The following is a 16,307-nucleotide window of genomic DNA, read 5'->3' as shown; positions in this document are numbered from 1 at the left end:
CCGTCCGGCCCGGTATCGTCGAGGCGCATGATCTCCTCCTGCCGGTCGCCGCGGTGTCCCGGCGTGCACCCCGGGCCCCGGCCTGGCACGTGCTCCGGGCACGCCTCCAGAGCATCATTCGGGCGGCCGCGGGAGGCAACGCCTTTCAGCTCTGGTCGAAAAGGGGTTCCGGACGGGAGGTAACCGGCATGATCCGCCTGCACTTCACCGAGACGGACCTGCGCAGGGTCACGCTCGCCCCGGCCCCGGACGCGCTGCTGGAGATCGGCCTGAGCCTGCGCCGGCTCCGTGGCGCGCCGGGCGGCACGGGCTGGTCCCGGCCCGCCGTCCTCGAATGGAACAGGGAGATGGTCACCGGTCAGGGGGCCCGCGTCGGCAGACTCCTCGACCTCGTCTCCTGCGACGCGGCGATGCCGGCCTTCCTGTGCCAGCCGGACGCCGGTGACTTCTCCGCGGGCATCGAGCGGATCAGGCGGACGCCCGGCGCCGAGCTCGCCGTCGATCTGAGCCATCTGACCCCCTCCCGGGAGGTCTCCGGGTGGTACCGGGAGCTCGCCGACGGCGGCGCGGCGGCGCGGCGGACCCTCGTCAGCGAACTGGACGACTACTTCACCGCGTCGGTGGAGCCGCTGTGGCCGCGGATCCGGTCGGCCGCCGCGGCCGACCGCGCGCTCCGCGCCGAGGCGCTGATGCGGGGCGGCGTCGACGCCCTCCTCGCCACCCTCGGCGTCGCCTGCCGGTGGGAGCCGCCGACCCTGCACGTCGGTACGGCCGGCACCCACGACATCCCGCTGTGCGGGCGCGGGCTGACGCTGGTCCCGTCGTACTTCGCGTCCGCTCCTGTGGTGGGCTATCGGCCCGGCGGGACCGTCGCCCTGGTGTACCCCATGGCCCCGGAGGAGCGGCCGGACGGCGCCTCGGCCGTCCTGGGGCCGCTGCTCGGCCGTACCCGGGCCGCCGTGCTCGCCGCCCTGCGCAGGCCCGCCACCACCACGGCGCTGGCCGAGCGGACCGGCGTCTCACCCGCCTCCGCCAGCCAGCACGCGGCGGTCCTGCGCAACGCCGGGCTCGTCTCGACGGTGCGGACGGGCAGCGCCGTGCTGCACACGCTGACCCCGCTCGGGGAGGCCCTGCTGCGCGGCGGTCCGGCCCGCCACGGTTCCGGCCGCTGAGCCGCTGAGCCGCCGAGGTCCCAAAGCCCCCGGGGTCCCAAAGCCCCCGAGAGGGCCGCCTGACCGGCCGGGCCGGGAACGCCACCCGGCGACCGGTCCGGCCGGAACGGTCAGGCGGCGGCCTCGTAGGCCTCCCGCAGAGAGGAACGGGTCTCGAAGTAACGATCCAGATTGGTGATCGTCAGAAGATGTGTGATCATTCCCGGGCCCACCACCAGGATCAGACGGCCCTGGGCGTCCCTGACCCGGGCGAGCGCGTTCACCAGGACACCCAGGCCCACGGAGTCGCAGAACGGCACCTGCGTCAGATCCATCACCAGGCAGGGACGGCCGGGGGCGTCCAGGACGCGGTCCACCTCGGCTCGCAGCCGGGGTGCGACCGCCATGTCCAGCTCGCCCGCCGCCCGCACCACCGCGCACGGGCCCTGGTGCCAGCTCTCCACCTCGAACGTCGGATTCGAAAGAACCACGGTCATCACCTCCGTGCGTGGTTTCTGCCCGGGGCGGTGGTTTTCATGTGGAGAAATTACTTTTTACAGATGTTCTCCGTCGCCGTCCTGGCCGTCGGGGTGGCGCTGGGCGCGGGCGCCGCGGACGGTCCCGCGGACGGCGCGGCGGACGAGGTGGCCGACGGCGCCGCGGCCTCGTCGACGGTGACCTTCCGGACCCCCGGGTACCGCCGGCCGACGACGACCTCGATCCGGTCGCCGAGGGTGTCCACCGGGCGCGTCTCGGCCCCGTGCAGGGCGGCGGCCACGGTCCGGGCCGAGTCCTCGCGGCCGGGGCCGTACCGGACCACCGTCCCGTCGTGGTCCTTCTCCGGGGTGTTGCCGGCGGCCTCGGGGACCATGAAGCCGGCCTGCCGCAAATCGCCCCTGACCCGCGCGCCGAGGCCGGTGGTCGTGGTGCCGTTGAGCACCTTGACGGAGATCCGCGAGGGCGGCACGGTCAGCGCGCCGGCCGTGGACGAGGGGGAGGGCGAAGGGGAGGCCGTCGCCGGGGCGGACGCGGCGGGGGAGGCGGGCTTCGAGGGCCTGACGAGCGGCTCGTCGGCGGCGATCCGGCGGAACAGCTCCCTGGCCGCGTCCTTGTCCCACAGCACGGCCGACTCGCCCGTCGGGGTCCTGTAGTCGACGTCGGCGAGCGGGACGGTGGCGAAGGCGACGTCGTCGGTGGAGACGCCCTTGATCTGCTGGGCCAGGCCGAGCAGGTCCCCGCGGAGCGCGTCGTCCACCCGGAGCGTGCCGAGGGTGCTGTCGACGAACGAGACGAGCCTGGCCGGGTTGGTCAGCGTGCCGCCGCTGAGCGCCTGGTGCAGCAGGGCCGAGACCACCTGCTGCTGACGGTCGATCCGGTCGAGGTCGGAGCGGGCCGTGGCCCGGGTGCGGGCGTAGGCGAGGGCCTTGACGCCGTTCAGCGGGTACGTCCCCGGCTGGAGGTTCAGCCCGGTCTTGGGATCGTTGATCGGAACCGGCGTGCAGACCGAGACACCGCCGAGCGCGTCCACCACGTCGATGAAGCCGAGCACGTTGACCTCGACGTAGTGGTTGATCGTCAGCCCGGTCACGGCCTGCACCGCGCGTACGGCGAGCTTCGGGCCGCCGAGCTGGTACGCCGCGTTGATCTTGTGGTCGCCCTTGCCGGGGATCGTCGTCCAGGTGTCGCGGGGAAGGCTGACCACGGTCGCGCTGCCGTGGTCCTCCGACAGGTGGACCACCATCATGGTGTCGGTGCGCTGCCCGGACTCGCGGCCCAGCTTCAGCGCGTTCTGCTTCTCCCTGGAGAGGTCGTCGCGCCGGTCCACGCCGACGACGAGGATGTTCATCGCGCCGGTGGGCCGCGACCCCGCCACCCCCGCGTCGACCGCCTGGATCTTGCCGGCCGCGTAGTTCGGCAGCGCCCACATCACCCCCGAGCCGCCCAGCACCAGGGACGACAGCGCGCCCGCGACGAGCAGTCCGCGCCGCCGGGACCGCGCCCTCCCTGCCGGCCTGCGCTCACGCCGGGGGGCCAGCCGTACCTTGCCGTAGGCGTCGCCGCCGATCTGCACACCCGAGTCGTCGTCTTCCGGGTCGCGCATCCATGGCCCCCTAGGCTCCGGCTCGGCTGGGTCGATGAGGTACCGCTCCGTACAGTAGCGTGAGCCACGCCATGAAGCAGTTTCCCGACTCGCCCGCGCCGGCGTCGTCCCCCGAGACACGTGTCTGGCCCCCCATCTCCGTCGTCATCCCGGTGCTGAACGAGGAGCGCCACCTGCGGGAGGCCGTGCGGCAGGTCCTGTCGCAGCGGTACGCAGGCCCGATCGAGGTCGTGCTCGCCATCGGCCCGTCCAGGGACCGCACGCAGGAGGTCGCCGACGCGATCGCCGCCGAGGACCCCCGGGTCGTCGTGGTGCCGAACCCGACCGGCCGCACTCCCAACGCCCTCAACGCCGCCATCGCCGCCTCCCGCCACGGCATCGTCGCGCGGGTGGACGGTCACGCCATGCTCCCCGACGACTACCTCAGGGTGGCCGTGGAGACCCTGGAGGAGACCGGCGCCGACAACGTCGGCGGCGTCATGGCCGCCGAGGGCGTCACGCCGTTCGAGCAGGCCGTGGCCCGCGCCATGACGTCCAAGATCGGCGTCGGCGGCGCCCGGTTCCACACCGGCGGCACCGCGGGCCCGGCCGACACGGTCTACCTCGGGGTCTTCCGCCGCGAGGCCCTGGAGCGGGTCGGCGGCTACGACGAGCACTTCCAGCGCGCCCAGGACTGGGAGATGAACCACCGCATCCGCGAGACGGGCGGCCTGGTGTGGTTCCAGCCCCGGATGCGGGTCTCCTACCGGCCCAGGCCGACGGTCAAGGCCCTCGCCAAGCAGTACTTCCACTACGGCCGCTGGCGCAGGGTGGTGGCCAGGACCCACGAGGGCACCATCAACCTGCGCTACCTCGCGCCCCCGGTGGCGGTGGCGGCCATCATCGCGGGTTTCGTCGTGTCCCCGTTCTTCTGGCCCGGCCTGCTGGTCCCCGGAGGGTACGCGCTGGCGATCCTGGCCGGGTCGGCCGTGACCGGCAGCGGCCTGCCGTCGGGCGCGCGCCTGCGGCTGCCCCTCGTCTACGCCACCATGCACATGTCGTGGGGCTGGGGGTTCCTGACGAGCCCCCGGCGGCTGAGCAGGCCCGGCGCGGCGTCCGGCTGAACGGCGCGGCGTCCGGCTGAACGGCGCGGCGTCCGGCTGAACGACCCGGCGCCGGTGTACGGCCGGGCGGATCGGTGACCGGTCCGCCCGGCCGGCCCGCGGACCGGGCCGCCGCGCGGTTCATCCGTGGCGCGCACGGCCCGCGCATCCCGGCGTCGGAGAGGTCGCCGGCGTCCGGGTTCATCCGTGCGCGCGCACGGCCCGCTCGCAGGCGTCGTTCACCGCGTCGTTGAAGCGGGTCATGGCGTCCGGGTGGTCCGGGCCGAGCAGGTAGGTCCGCAGCTTGCGCCGCGTGGCCGCCAGGGCGTCCTCCCCGTCCTCCTCCATGGCCCGCAGCACGACGGGCAGCTCCCGCAGGTCCGCGGAGAGCAGGTAGCCGCCCTCGGTGCTCGGGTAGCGCTCGCGGAACGCCTGCTCCGGCAGCCCCGCCACGTTGGTCACCGCGTACGGCTTGCCGCTGGCGACGAAGTCCGCCACCACGCTGGAGATGTCGGCGACCAGCAGGTCCGACTGGTTGAAGCAGTCGTAGAGGGCCGGTTCGGGACCGGTGACGACCAGGTGCCTGACCCCCCCGGCGCCCGGGAGACGTCCCCCGCCCGAGGGGTGGCGGGCCATCGACCGGTGCAGCTCCGCCCGGTCCAGCAGCGCGCGGACCTGCTGGTGGGCGCGGTACGCGGCCGGGTTGCGGTAGCCGGTCAGCGGGTGCGGCTTGTAGATCACCCGGATCGCCGGGGAGCAGGCCAGCAGGGCCCGGACGATCGCCGGGCCCATCGTCATGATCGAGGTGTGGAACAGGTCGTCGGTCCACCCCTCCCAGGTCGGCGCGTACAGCACCGTGCGGTACGGCAGGCCCGGCCCACCGGTGCCGACCCCGCTGAGCTGGGGGCGGCCCACCTCGTGGACGTCCTCGTCGCGCACGCCCACCCGGGCGCGGAGGTAGCGGTCGCGCCCGGCCTGCCCGGCCACCCACACCTCGTCGTAGACCTTGGTGAACGGGTTGAACGACGCCTCCTTGTCGCTGTCGCCGTGCCCCACGAAGACGCTGCGCATCCCCCGGATGCGGAGCATGTGGATGTTCTTGCCGACGTTGGCCGGATACAGGCACACCCGCACCCCGGTGAGGGCCTCGAACCCCATCAGGTCGGCCGCCGAGGGGACGCACACCACGGGCAGCGAGGTCTCTCCCAGCAGCCGCAGCATCTCCCGCTCCCGCAGCACCACCACGGCCCGCCGGTCGATCCGCTCCAGCGGGCGCAGCCACATCCGGGCCTGGTAGGCCGAGTCGGGGGGACCGGAGAAGTAGAGGGCGACCTCCGGCCGGTGGGCCGCCAGGCGCTCTCCGGCGGCCCGCAGCACCGCGGCGCCGTCGCCGAGCGGCCGGACCCGGCGCAGGTGCGGCAGCAGGCACAGCGCGCCCGCGCCCGCGACGGCCAGCGCCCCGGCCGCCCCCGCGGCGCCCGGCAGGGCGGTGCCGGACAGCGCGCCCAGGGCCGCGCCGCCCACCGGGAACACGTCCAGGTACAGCGGCCGCATGCCCCGGTGGTCGGTCAGGACGCGCCACGGCGGGGGCGGGACCCGCACCGCGTCGAGGTTGCGGGTCAGCACCGGCATCCGGTTGAGGGTGCGCTGGTGGAGGATCGCCAGCCCGGCCAGCAGCCCCCGCGCGCCGTGCACCGCGAAGATCCCCAGGACCAGGCCCGCGAACCAGGGCGACGCGGTGCCCGCCGTACGGGCGACCAGGACGATCACCGCCGTTTCCCGCGTCACGAACCGGAGCGTGACGCCCAGGTGCGCCTTGGCCATCAGGTCGACCAGGGGGCGCGCCCGGTACCGCGCGACGACCTCGGCCGCGTAGGACACCGCGCACAGGGCCAGGAACAGGCGCGGCCGGGGCCACAGCGCGGTCACGAGGAGCGCCGGGTACGAGCCGAGCACGGCGGCGACCGCCACCAGTGCGCGAAGGTCACGCTTCATCCTTAGAAGGTAACTTTGACCAGGCTGTTTGCCCTGGTAGGCGCGCTGTGCCGCGTTCCGCCGGGATGCGGCGGAAGCCCCGGGAGGACACCGGGACGCGGGGGAGGACCGATGGGACGCCGGGGCGTGGGGAGGGGATGAGACGCCGGGACGCGGGGAGGACCGATGGGACGCGGGTCAGCCCGCGTCGACGCGGACGTCGATCACGTGCCCTGTGATGTCGGAGATCAGCACGTCCAGCGAGGTCTCGGCGACGGCGCGCGGCGACAGCAGGGTGTGCGCGGGCTCCTCGCCGAACGCGCGCACCCGCATCGGGGTGCTGGTCCGCTCGGGGTTGACGCAGTTGACCCGCACGCCGTCCTCGGCCCACTCGTCGGCCAGCGCCTGGGTCAGGTTGACCACGGCGGCCTTGGTGGAGGAGTAGAGGCTGTAGCCGGCCCGGCCCCGGGTGTAGGAGGACGAGGTGTACAGCAGCAGATGGCCCCGGGTCTCGCGCAGGTGGGGCAGGGCGGCCCGGGCGATGTTGACCGGGCCGAGGTAGTTCACCCCGACGGTCTCGGCGATCGTGGCGTCGTTCGTCTCGCCGAGGTCGCCCATGTGCAGCACCCCGGCGGTGTTGACGACGTAGTCGATCCGGCCGGTCTCCTTGGCCGCGAGGTCGAGCGCGTCGCCCACCGCCTGCGGGTCCTCCACCCGCACCCCGTTCAGCGAGCGGGAGAAGGGGAACACCTGGGCGCCGTGCCGCCCGGCCAGCTCCACGACCTCGGCGCCGATGCCGTAGCTGCCGCCGAAGACCACCACGGTCCTGCCCTGCAGCGCCTGCCGGTGGGCGAAGGCGGAGTGGTGCGGGGCGGCGCCGGCGGCGAGCTGGAAGAGCTTGTCGGCGATGAACACGTCCACCGGGTGGGTGACCTTCATGTTGTGCTCGCTGCCCGGCACGATGTAGATCGGCACGTCGGGCAGGTAGCGCAGCACCACGCCGCAGTCGTCGGTGGGCGGCTGCCGGTCGAAGTCGGGGTCGGCGAAGGCACGCTCGTACGCCTCGCGGACCACCGAGAGCCGGAAGCACTGCGGCGTCTGGCCGCGCCGCAGCCGGGACCGGTCGGGGACGTCGCGGACGATCTCCCCGCGCGGGCCGGGGGCGGCCACCACGATCGTGTCGGAGCTGGGGATCGCCACGTCGACGGCCGAGTACATCTTCAGCGCCTCGACGCACTCGGTGATGATCCGCGGCTCCAGCAGCGGCCGCACGGCGTCGTGCAGCAGCACGTCGCACTCCCGCGTGCCCAGCGCCTGCAGCGCCCGCCACGTGGTCTCCGGGCGGGTCGCGCCGCCCTCCAGGACCTTGCTGACCTTGCGGAAGCCGTTGCGGGCGACGAGCCGCTCCACGTCGGCGGTGAAGCCCGGCGTCATCAGCACCACGATCTCGTCGATCTCCGGCGCCGCGTCGAACACCGACAGCGTGTGTTCCATGATCGTCCGGCCGGCGACCTTGATGAGCTGCTTGGGGGTGTTCAGCCCGACCCGCTGGCCGACACCTCCGGCGAGAACGACGGCGACGGTGCGGAGGCGTGGTTCGAGAGCGGCCAAGGTCAGCTTCCTTCGACGGTGCGGTTACCGCGAGCGTAATGGGTGCGTACCCGATCGCAGGCCGCGCTCCCGTGCTATCCGGTCAAGATCTCGCTACGCTAAGTGCGCACTCCCGATTCGCACGGTCATCCCGTCGGATACGAAGGAGCCCGGTCTTGCACGACTCCCACGCGCCCGCGCCGTCCGGCCCCCGCGCGTCCGACGACCTCCCGCCCCCGCCGCGCGGCGGTCTCCGCGAGCCGTACGGCGGACCGCCCGAGTCGGGTGACCTGCCGTTCGACGACCTCCCGGCCGCGCCGCCGGGCGGTCCCCACGCGCCCGGCGGCCCGCCGCCCGGCCGCGCGGGGGCCTCCGGGCGGTCCGCCCCCGGCACGGCCGCCGCCGTCGTGCTCGCCACCACCGCGGGCGCCGCGCTGCGCTGCGGCGGCGGCACGCTGCTCGACCGGCTGACCGACCAGCTCGTCGCGCTCTCCGTCGGCGAGGTCCACGTGGTGGCCCGTTCGGGCGACATCACCCGCGCCACGGACGGGGCCTACCTGATCGGGGCGGAGGGGTCGCACGGCCTGGCCGACGACCTGCGCCGGGTCGCCCGGGTGGCCCGCGCCGCGACCGGCCCGGTGGCCGTGCTCGCCGGGGACCTGGTGGCGCACACCGAGGCGCTGGCCGTACTCCTGTCCGCCCCGGGCGGCGGCACGACCGCGCTGGTCGTCACGGACGGTGACGAGTCGGGGCCACTGCGCCCGCCGGTCCGGGTCGAGGGCGGCAGGGTCGCCGCCGCCGGCACCTCGCTGCACGAGGTCGCCGGGGCCGACGGCACCTTCCGGGGGGCGCTGCGGGTGGGCGAGGCCGATCTCGGGCGGCTGGCCGAGACCGCCGAGACGCTCGCCGGCCTCGCCGAGACCGGTGTGTTCGGCGCGATGGGCGGCGCGGAGGCCGGCGACCTGCTGCTGGCCGGGCTGGTCCGCTACGGCGTCCACGTCCGCGCCCGCGGGCTCGGGCGGCTGCGCTGCGAGCGGGTCGCCGGGCAGGAGGACGCCGACGCGGCCGTGCGGCGGCTGAACGAGGTGGACGTGGCCCACGCCCGGCTGGACGCCGCGGTCAAGGCCGACGACGGCTTCTTCGCCACCTACGCCGTGAGCTCCTGGTCGGGGCACCTGGTCCGGCCCGCCGCCGCGCTCGGGCTGACGCCGAACGCGGTCACCTGGTTCTCGGGAGGGCTGGCCCTCCTGGCCGCCGCCTGGTTCTCCGCGGGCACCCGCCCCGCGCTGGTCGCCGGGGCCGTCCTGGTCTACCTGTCGTTCGTGCTCGACTGCGTCGACGGCCAGCTCGCCCGCTACACCCGGACGTTCTCCCCGGCCGGCGCGTGGCTGGACGCCACCTTCGACCGGGCCAAGGAGTACGTCGTCTACGTGGGGCTGGCCGTCGGCTACGCGGCGGGGCACGGCGCCGTGGGCGGCGGCCCGGAGGGCATCTGGGCGCTGGCGGTGGCGGCGATGATCCTCCAGGCGCTCCGCCACATGATCGACTTCTCCTACGCCGGGTCGCGCGCCGACGCCGGCGCCGCGCGGGCCCGCTCCGCCGGGCCGTCCGCCGCGACCGGCGGGCCCTCCGGCGTCCCGGCCGACGCCGCCGCGCGGCTGGCGCCGTCCCGTCCCGCCCCGCCCTCCGGGGCCTCCGCCGAGAGCACGGACGCGGGGAGCACGGACGTGGGGAGCACGGACGTGGGGAGCACGGACGTGGGGAGCACGGACGTGGGGAGCACGGACGCCGGGAGTACGGCCGCGGGGAGCACGGGCGGGCCGGAGCCGGGGGAGCGGGCGCGGGCCGTGCCGCCGGGGAGCCCGCCGCCGGGGAACCCGGTCGTGCGGCTGTCGCGGCTTCTGGAGCGGAGCTCGATCACCCGCTGGCTCAAGAAGATCATCGTGCTCCCCATCGGGGAGCGGATGGCGCTGATCGCGGTGACCGCCGCGCTGTTCAACGCGCGCGTCACCTTCCTCGCACTGCTGACCTGGGGCGGCGTCGCCGCCCTCTACACGCTCACCGGCCGGATCGGCAGGTCGCTGAGCAAATGACCATGACCACGAGTGACAGGTCCCGCGGGGGCGCCGCCCGGCCGCCGGGCGGGGGACGGGCCGCGACGCGGGCGGTGAGGCGGATGCGATCGTGACGACCGTGCAGATGACGACGGCGCCGCGCGGCACCCTCGCCGCCTACCGCGACGACGGGGTGCTGTCGCGGGCGATGGGCGCGCTGGTGGCCGGGCAGCTCCCGCCGCTGCCGCCCGTGCTCGCCGGCACGTTCGTGACCGCGGTGCTGCTGCTGGTCGGGGTGGCCGGCGCCGACGGCCTGGCGGTGTTCGCCCCGGCGGTGGCGCTGCTGCTGGCCGGTCCCGGCAGCTCCCACCCGCACGACGGCCGGCTCGACTGGCTGGTGCCGCCGATCCTGCGCCTCACCGAGTACGGCTTCGCGGCCGCGGTGGGGTTCGCGCACGGCGTGCCGTACTGGCTGATCTTCCTGCTGCTCGGCGCGATGGCCTTCCACCACTACGACCTCGTCTACCGGCTGCGGCAGCGGGTCTACCCGCCGGTCTGGCTGGCCACCGCCGGCTTCGGCTGGGACGGCCGGATGCTGCTGATCGCGCTGGGCGGCCTCGCCGGGCAGGTCACGCTCCTGTTCGCGTTGCTCTCCCTTTACCTGTGGGGGCTCTTCGGGTGGGAGAGCGTCACCTGCTGGCTGGCCGCGCCGGGCCCCGGGGCGGACGCCGCCGAGGCCGGTGAGCCCGCCGACGCCGGATGAGGAACCTCCGGTGAACCTCCGAATACACCATCGGGGCGTAAAGGCAACTAACCTTTGGGGCCAGGAGCGCCCGAGGAGGGGCTCATTCGGATGAGGAGTGCACGTTGCTGGGAATGGTGCTGGCCGCCGGGGCCGGACGACGCCTGCGGCCGTACACCGACACGCTGCCCAAGGCGCTCGTGCCGGTCGACGGCGACACCACGATCATGGACATCTCGCTGCGGAACCTCGCGGCGGCGGACCTCCGTGACGTCGTGGTCGTCGTCGGCTACCAGGCGCAGGCCGTACACGAGCGCAAGGCCGAGCTGGAGCGGCGGCACGGCGTGAAGCTCACCCTCGTGCACAACGACAAGGCCGAGGAGTGGAACAACGCCTACTCCCTGTGGTGCGCCCGCGATTACTTCGAGCAGGGCGTGCTGCTGGTCAACGGCGACACCGTGCACCCGGTCTCCGTGGAGCACACCCTGCTGTCGGCGCCGGAGACGAGTGACATCCTGCTCGCGGTCGACGACGTCAAGAAGCTCGCCGACGAGGAGATGAAGGTCACCCTCGACGGCGACGGCCACCTCGCGCGGATCACCAAGCTGATGGATCCGGCCACCGCCGCCGGCGAGTACATCGGCGCGACGCTGATCCGCCCCGGCGCCGCCGAGCGGCTGGCCGACGCCCTGCGGACCACCTTCGAGCGCGACCCGCAGCTGTACTACGAGGACGGCTACCAGGAGATGGTCGACCGCGGGGAGAAGATCGCGATCGCCCCGATCGGCGAGGTCTCCTGGGTCGAGGTGGACAACCACGACGACCTGGCCAAGGCGCGGGAGATCGCGTGCCGATACTAGCCAGGATGCTCCCCGCCCCCCTGACCATGGAGGTGCGCCGGGGGGCGATCGCCCAGCTCGGCTCGCTGCTGGCCGACAGCCGGGTGGCGACCTCCGGGCGGGTGGCGGTGGCGGTGGGCGCCGGCCAGGGTGACAAGATCACCTCGATCGTCGCCCCCTCCCTCGGCGAGGCCCGGGTCTTCCGGGTGCCCGACGGCTCGGTGGACGCCGCGGTCACGCTCGGCGCCGACCTGCGCAAGGGCGCCTACGAGGCGGTCGTCGGCATCGGCGGCGGCAAGACCATCGACGCCACGAAGTACGCCGCGTCGCTGGCCGGCATCCCGATGGTGGCGGTGGCCACCAACCTGTCGCACGACGGGATCTGCTCGCCGGTGGCGTCGCTGACCCACGACGGCGGCAAGGGATCCTTCGGCGTGCCGATGCCGCTGGCCATCATGGTCGACCTCGACTTCGTCCACGACGCCCCGTCGTCGCTGGTCCGCTCTGGCGTCGGCGACGTGGTGAGCAACCTGTCGGCGATCGAGGACTGGCAGCTCGGCAACGCCGAGCGCGGCGAGCCGATCGACGGCGTGGCCTGCGCGATGGCCCGCACCGCGGCGGAGGCGGTGATGGGGCGGTCCGACTCCATCGAGTCCGACGCGTTCCTGACCGTGCTGGCCGAGGCGCTCATCCTCTCGGGGATGTCGATGGTGATCGCCGGTTCGTCCCGTCCTTCGAGCGGCGGAGATCATGAGATCCTTCATGCCGTGGACCAGCTCTTCCCCGGCACCTCCAACCACGGCGAGCTCGCCGGGATCGGTGCCGCCTTCTGTTTCTTCCTGCGCGAGGACGAACGGCGGCTCGGCCAGGTCGCCGAGTGCCTGCGCGCGCACGACCTCCCGGTCAGCCCCGCCGACGTCGGGCTGAGCGTGGAGCAGTTCACCGAGGCGGTCGTGCTGGCCCCGGCGACCCGCCCGGGCCGCTACACGATCCTTGAGCACCTGCGCCTGTCCGAGGCCGAGATCCGCGATCGGGTGGAAGATTATGTCCGGACCATCGGTCGCTGAGTTCCGCGCGGTCGCCCAGCCGCACTCGACCATGGGCCGCAACAGCGGTGAGCACTGGGCCGGCGCGCTGTACATGCGCAAGCTGTCGATCTACGTCACCTGGCTGCTGGCCAAGACGCCGATCACCCCCAACCAGACCACCTGGCTGATGATCCTCACCGGGCTGCTGGCGGGCGCGGTCCTGGCGGTGCCCACCCTGTGGGCCGCCGTGCTGGCCGCCCTGCTGGTCCAGCTCTACCTGCTGCTCGACTGCTCCGACGGCGAGCTGGCGCGGTGGACCGGGCGGACCTCCATCACCGGCGTCTACCTCGACCGGGTCGGCCACTACTTCGCCGAGGCGGCCATGCTCATCGGGCTGGGCTTCCGGGCGTCGGAGGTCCGTCCCGACTGGTACACCGTGATGGGCTTCGCCGCGGCGCTCGGCGCGATCCTGATCAAGGCGGAGACCGACCTGGTGGACGTGGCGCGCGCCCGGTCCGGCCTGGTCGCGGCCACCGAGGCGTCGGCGGAGCACTTCCGCTCACGCGGCCTGGGAATGGCCCGCAGGGCCGCCGCCGCGCTGAGGTTCCACCGGATCGTCCAGGCGGTCGAGCTGTCCCTCCTCGTGGTGGTCGTCGCGATCTGGGACCAGATCGCCGGCGGCCTGGCCGCGACCAGGGTGCTGACGGTGGCCTGCGTCGTGGTGGCCGTGCTGCAGATGGCGCTGCACCTGGTCAGCATCCTGGCCTCCCGGCGGCTCTCGTGAGCGCCGGGCGACCGGAGGACGGATGCCGGGGAAGTGAACGGCGCGGAACCGGACGGCGTCGCGGTGCGTCGTAGGTGCGGAGATCCCGCGTCGTTTGGCGGGTGTCCGCCGTCGGTTCCGATACGCTTGTCCCCCGTACCAGAGGGCTCCAGCAATGCCACAGCCGCCCGACCCAGCAGACTCGGTGATCATGACAGTATGTTCCGCACGTGCTCTCGACGCGTCAGGACGATGACCCGTTGAAGATTTCGTGCGTCATCCTCACCATGGGCACCCGGGTCCCCGAGCTGGGCCGCGCGGTCGAGTCCGCGCTGAACCAGGTCGACGGCGACGTCGAGGTGGTCATCGTCGGCAACGGCGCGGACGTCCCCGAGCTGGCGGTGACCGTGCCGCCGGGCTCGTCGGCGTCGATCAAGACGATACGGCTCAGCCACAACACCGGCATCCCGGCCGGCCGCAACCGCGGCGTCGAGGAGTGCTCGGGCGACGTCGTGCTCTTCCTCGACGACGACGGCTGGTACGGCGACACGAACCTCGTCTCCCACCTGCGCGAGCGCTTCTCCACCGAGCACGACCTCGCGGTCGTCTCGTTCCGGGTGAAGGACCCCGACGGCGGCGCCGGGCAGCGCCGGCACGTCCCGCGGCTGCGCGCGGGCGACCCCGAGCGGTCCTCCCCGGTCACCACCTTCCTGGGCGGCGCCTGCGCCATCCGGCGGTCGGCCTTCCTGCAGGTCGGCGGTCTCCCCGAGCGGTTCTTCTACGCCCACGAGGAGACCGACCTGGCCTGGCGGCTGCTGGGTGAGGGCTACCGGATCGAGTACGACGCGCAGACCGTCATGTACCACCCGCAGGTCCCGCCGACCCGGCACGCCGACTTCTACCGCCTCAACGCGCGCAACCGCGTCTGGCTGGCCCGGCGCAACCTGCCCTGGGCGCTGGCCGTGCCGTACCTCGTCAACTGGATCGTGCTGACCCTGGTCCGCGAGCGTTCCGGCACGGCGCTGCGCGCGTGGTTCAGGGGGTTCACCGAGGGTCTGCGCGAGCCGGCCGGGGAGCGCCGTCCCATGGGCTGGAAGACGGCCTGGCGGATGCTCCGCCTGGGCCGCCCGCCGATCGTCTGACCGCTCGCACGGGGCCGCACGGCGCACGCGGAACCGGGGACCGGCGGCGTGCGCCGCACGACGTCCGCGTTCCCGGTTCCGGGTCGGCGTATCAGTCGCTGGTCATCGTGGGGGCCGGTGAGCCCGTCGTGGGCTTGGGCACCTTGATGGTCTTGCCGGGCCGCTGGTCGCTGGTGCGGGCCTGCAGGGTCGGGTAGCAGTCGTAGTAGCAGTAGTAGTCGTCGCAGTAGCGCAGGAAGCAGATCCAGCCACTCGCGGCGGCGTCGGCGGTGCAGGCGACGGCGGGCGCGGCCTGCGCCACCCGTGCCACGAGCGGGGCCGAGGCCGCGTGGGCGGCCGTGGGCAGCGAGGCGAGCAGGCCGCCGGCGAGCAGCGCCCCGGTCAGGGCCGCTCCGGTGCTGCGGATGAGGGTGTGCATGGTCCTCCTCGATCGGGCGTGACATTCGACGAGAAAGAACGTAGTTCTTTCGTTACGGAGAGTCACGAACCGTGCGGCGGCGCGGTGCCCCCGGAAGGCGATGAGAGGGTCTCTCGGAGCCGCCCGTCGCGCTGGGCGAGGCGGGCGGCCTCCGTTCGGGGTTCAGGCGGTGGCGCCGCCGTCGAGGACGAGGTCGAGCCCCACGGCGTAGCCGGCCTCGTCGGAGGCGAGCCAGAGCACGGTGCCGGTGATCTCCTCCAGGGAGCCGACCCTGCCGATCGGCGACTGCTCCTTCATCCGGGCGGCCCGGTCGGCCTCGGTCTCGCCGGGCCGCATCGACATCGGGGTGTCGAACGGGCCGGGGCTGACCGCGTTGACGCGGATGCCCTCGCCGACGCACTCCAGGGCCGCGGTCCGGGTCAGCGCGCTGACCGCGGCCTTGGACGCCGCGTAGGCGCCGAGCCCGGGGAGCCTGCGGTGCGCGCCGATGTTGGAGGCGATGTTGACGATCGCGCCGCCGCCCCGGGCGCGCATCGCCCTGATTTCGTGCTTCATGGCGAGGAAGACGCCGGTCGTGTTCACGGTGAGGACCCGGGTCCACTCCTCCTCCGGGGTCTCCGCGACCGGGGCGGCGGTGAAGGTCCCGGCGCTGTTGACCGCGATGTCCAGGCCGCCGAACCGGCCGGTGATCCCGTCGACGAGCGCGGCCACGTCCGCCGGGTCGGTCAGGTCGGCGGTGAACGCGGCGGCCCTGGCGCCCTCGGCCTCGGCGAGCTCGACGGTCCGCTCCAGGGCCTCCCGGCGGCGGCCGGCCACCGCCACGGTCGCCCCCTCCCGCGCGAACCCCAGGGCGACGGCCTGCCCGATGCCGGAGCCTCCGCCGGTGACCAGCACGACCTTGTCGGTGAATCTCATCTCTTCCACACCTCTGCCGGATATCCGGACGCCGCGGTCCCGCCGCGCGCCCAAGTTTTGGACTGATCGTTACTTAATCATGGCACACGTGATCTCTTCTAGGCTCGCGGGGTGCACATGGACCTTTTCACGATCATCGTCGAGGAGTACGACCCGGCCATCGAGTTCTTCACCGGGGTCCTGGGGTTCGACCTGGTGGAGGACTCGCCGTCGCTGACGAACGACGGGCGCCCCAAGCGGTGGGTCGTCGTGCGGCCGCCCGGCGCCCGGACCGGCGTCCTGCTCGCCCGGGCCGACGGGGAACGGCAGCGCGCCGCCGTCGGCGACCAGGTGGCCGGGCGCGTCGGGTTCTTCCTGCGTACGGACGACTTCGACGCCGCCTACGAGCGGATGACCGCCGCCGGGGTCGAGTTCGTCACGCCGCCGCGCGCCGAGCCGTACGGGCGCGTCGCGGTGTTCCGCGACATCGCCGGCAACCGGTGGGACCTGCTCGGCCCCGCCTGACCCC

At 73.8% G+C, this 16,307-nt stretch carries 15 protein-coding genes; 9 read left to right on the top strand and 6 right to left on the bottom strand.

The features are described from left to right. Positions 1 to 188 precede the first annotated feature (188 nt). Positions 189 to 1,172: an ArsR/SmtB family transcription factor gene (locus tag IEZ10_RS12205; RefSeq protein ID WP_189246619.1), complete on the top strand. Its 984-nt coding sequence runs from the start codon at positions 189 to 191 to the stop codon at positions 1,170 to 1,172. Positions 1,173 to 1,282: 110 nt separating this feature from the next. On the opposite strand, the gene IEZ10_RS12200 is transcribed toward IEZ10_RS12205, so the two are convergent. Next, the gene (locus tag IEZ10_RS12200; protein ID WP_229811196.1) at positions 1,283 to 1,642 is read right to left on the bottom strand and encodes an STAS domain-containing protein; all 360 of its coding nucleotides are present in this window, start codon (positions 1,640 to 1,642) and stop codon (positions 1,283 to 1,285) included. 56 nt (positions 1,643 to 1,698) lie between these two features. Continuing rightward, on the bottom strand, positions 1,699 to 3,252 hold the full coding sequence (locus IEZ10_RS12195) for an LCP family protein (protein ID WP_189246617.1): 1,554 nt from the start codon (positions 3,250 to 3,252) through the stop codon (positions 1,699 to 1,701). Positions 3,253 to 3,323: 71 nt separating this feature from the next. On the opposite strand from IEZ10_RS12195, the gene IEZ10_RS12190 reads away from it, so the two are divergent. Beyond that, positions 3,324 to 4,355, top strand: coding sequence for a glycosyltransferase family 2 protein (locus IEZ10_RS12190; protein WP_189246616.1), 1,032 nt, complete (start codon positions 3,324 to 3,326; stop codon positions 4,353 to 4,355). Between the two features lie 180 nt (positions 4,356 to 4,535). Here IEZ10_RS12190 and IEZ10_RS12185 read toward each other — a convergent pair whose 3' ends face one another. Both IEZ10_RS12185 and IEZ10_RS12180 read right to left on the bottom strand, forming a co-directional pair. After that, positions 4,536 to 6,329, bottom strand: coding sequence for a CDP-glycerol glycerophosphotransferase family protein (locus tag IEZ10_RS12185; RefSeq protein WP_189246615.1), 1,794 nt, complete (start codon positions 6,327 to 6,329; stop codon positions 4,536 to 4,538). A gap of 177 nt (positions 6,330 to 6,506) precedes the next feature. Then, the gene (locus IEZ10_RS12180; RefSeq protein ID WP_189246614.1) at positions 6,507 to 7,919 is read right to left on the bottom strand and encodes a bifunctional cytidylyltransferase/SDR family oxidoreductase; all 1,413 of its coding nucleotides are present in this window, start codon (positions 7,917 to 7,919) and stop codon (positions 6,507 to 6,509) included. Positions 7,920 to 8,074: 155 nt separating this feature from the next. On the opposite strand from IEZ10_RS12180, the gene IEZ10_RS39905 reads away from it, so the two are divergent. The 6 genes from IEZ10_RS39905 (at position 8,075) to IEZ10_RS12150 (ending at position 14,466) form a co-directional block, all read left to right on the top strand. Further along, positions 8,075 to 9,991, top strand: a complete 1,917-nt coding sequence (locus tag IEZ10_RS39905; protein WP_268246300.1) for a CDP-alcohol phosphatidyltransferase family protein — start codon at positions 8,075 to 8,077, stop codon at positions 9,989 to 9,991. A gap of 91 nt (positions 9,992 to 10,082) precedes the next feature. Next, positions 10,083 to 10,715: a DUF5941 domain-containing protein gene (locus tag IEZ10_RS39900; protein WP_268246299.1), complete on the top strand. Its 633-nt coding sequence runs from the start codon at positions 10,083 to 10,085 to the stop codon at positions 10,713 to 10,715. Between the two features lie 104 nt (positions 10,716 to 10,819). Continuing rightward, positions 10,820 to 11,554 carry a phosphocholine cytidylyltransferase family protein gene (locus tag IEZ10_RS12165; protein WP_189246613.1) on the top strand — a complete coding sequence of 245 codons (735 nt, stop codon included), beginning with the start codon at positions 10,820 to 10,822 and terminating at the stop codon, positions 11,552 to 11,554. Between the two features lie 5 nt (positions 11,555 to 11,559). Then, entirely contained in the window at positions 11,560 to 12,600 is a 1,041-nt protein-coding gene (locus IEZ10_RS12160; protein ID WP_189246612.1) for an iron-containing alcohol dehydrogenase family protein, read from the top strand. Next, positions 12,578 to 13,345, top strand: coding sequence for a CDP-alcohol phosphatidyltransferase family protein (locus tag IEZ10_RS12155; protein ID WP_189246611.1), 768 nt, complete (start codon positions 12,578 to 12,580; stop codon positions 13,343 to 13,345). The genes IEZ10_RS12160 and IEZ10_RS12155 overlap by 23 nt, the downstream gene beginning before the upstream one ends. A 239-nt stretch (positions 13,346 to 13,584) precedes the next feature. After that, on the top strand, positions 13,585 to 14,466 hold the full coding sequence (locus IEZ10_RS12150) for a glycosyltransferase family 2 protein (protein WP_189246610.1): 882 nt from the start codon (positions 13,585 to 13,587) through the stop codon (positions 14,464 to 14,466). Between the two features lie 91 nt (positions 14,467 to 14,557). Here the strand turns inward: IEZ10_RS12150 and IEZ10_RS12145 are convergent, their stop codons facing one another. Together IEZ10_RS12145 and IEZ10_RS12140 are read right to left on the bottom strand one after the other, a co-directional pair. Further along, the gene (locus tag IEZ10_RS12145; RefSeq protein ID WP_229811195.1) at positions 14,558 to 14,884 is read right to left on the bottom strand and encodes a hypothetical protein; all 327 of its coding nucleotides are present in this window, start codon (positions 14,882 to 14,884) and stop codon (positions 14,558 to 14,560) included. Between the two features lie 162 nt (positions 14,885 to 15,046). Continuing rightward, complete coding sequence (locus tag IEZ10_RS12140) at positions 15,047 to 15,799, bottom strand: SDR family NAD(P)-dependent oxidoreductase (RefSeq protein ID WP_189246609.1); 753 nt, start codon at positions 15,797 to 15,799, stop codon at positions 15,047 to 15,049. A gap of 117 nt (positions 15,800 to 15,916) precedes the next feature. Here IEZ10_RS12140 and IEZ10_RS12135 point away from each other — a divergent pair, with 117 nt between their 5' ends. Then, positions 15,917 to 16,303 (top strand): VOC family protein, encoded by a 387-nt coding sequence (locus IEZ10_RS12135; RefSeq protein WP_189246845.1) that lies wholly within the window; start codon positions 15,917 to 15,919, stop codon positions 16,301 to 16,303. Positions 16,304 to 16,307: the final 4 nt, after the last annotated feature.

The sequence above is a fragment of the Streptosporangium pseudovulgare genome, from assembly GCF_014648055.1.
Lineage (GTDB): Bacteria > Actinomycetota > Actinomycetes > Streptosporangiales > Streptosporangiaceae > Streptosporangium > Streptosporangium pseudovulgare.
Note: the sequence above shows the minus strand (reverse complement) of the source record. Positions and strands in the feature narration are given on the sequence as shown.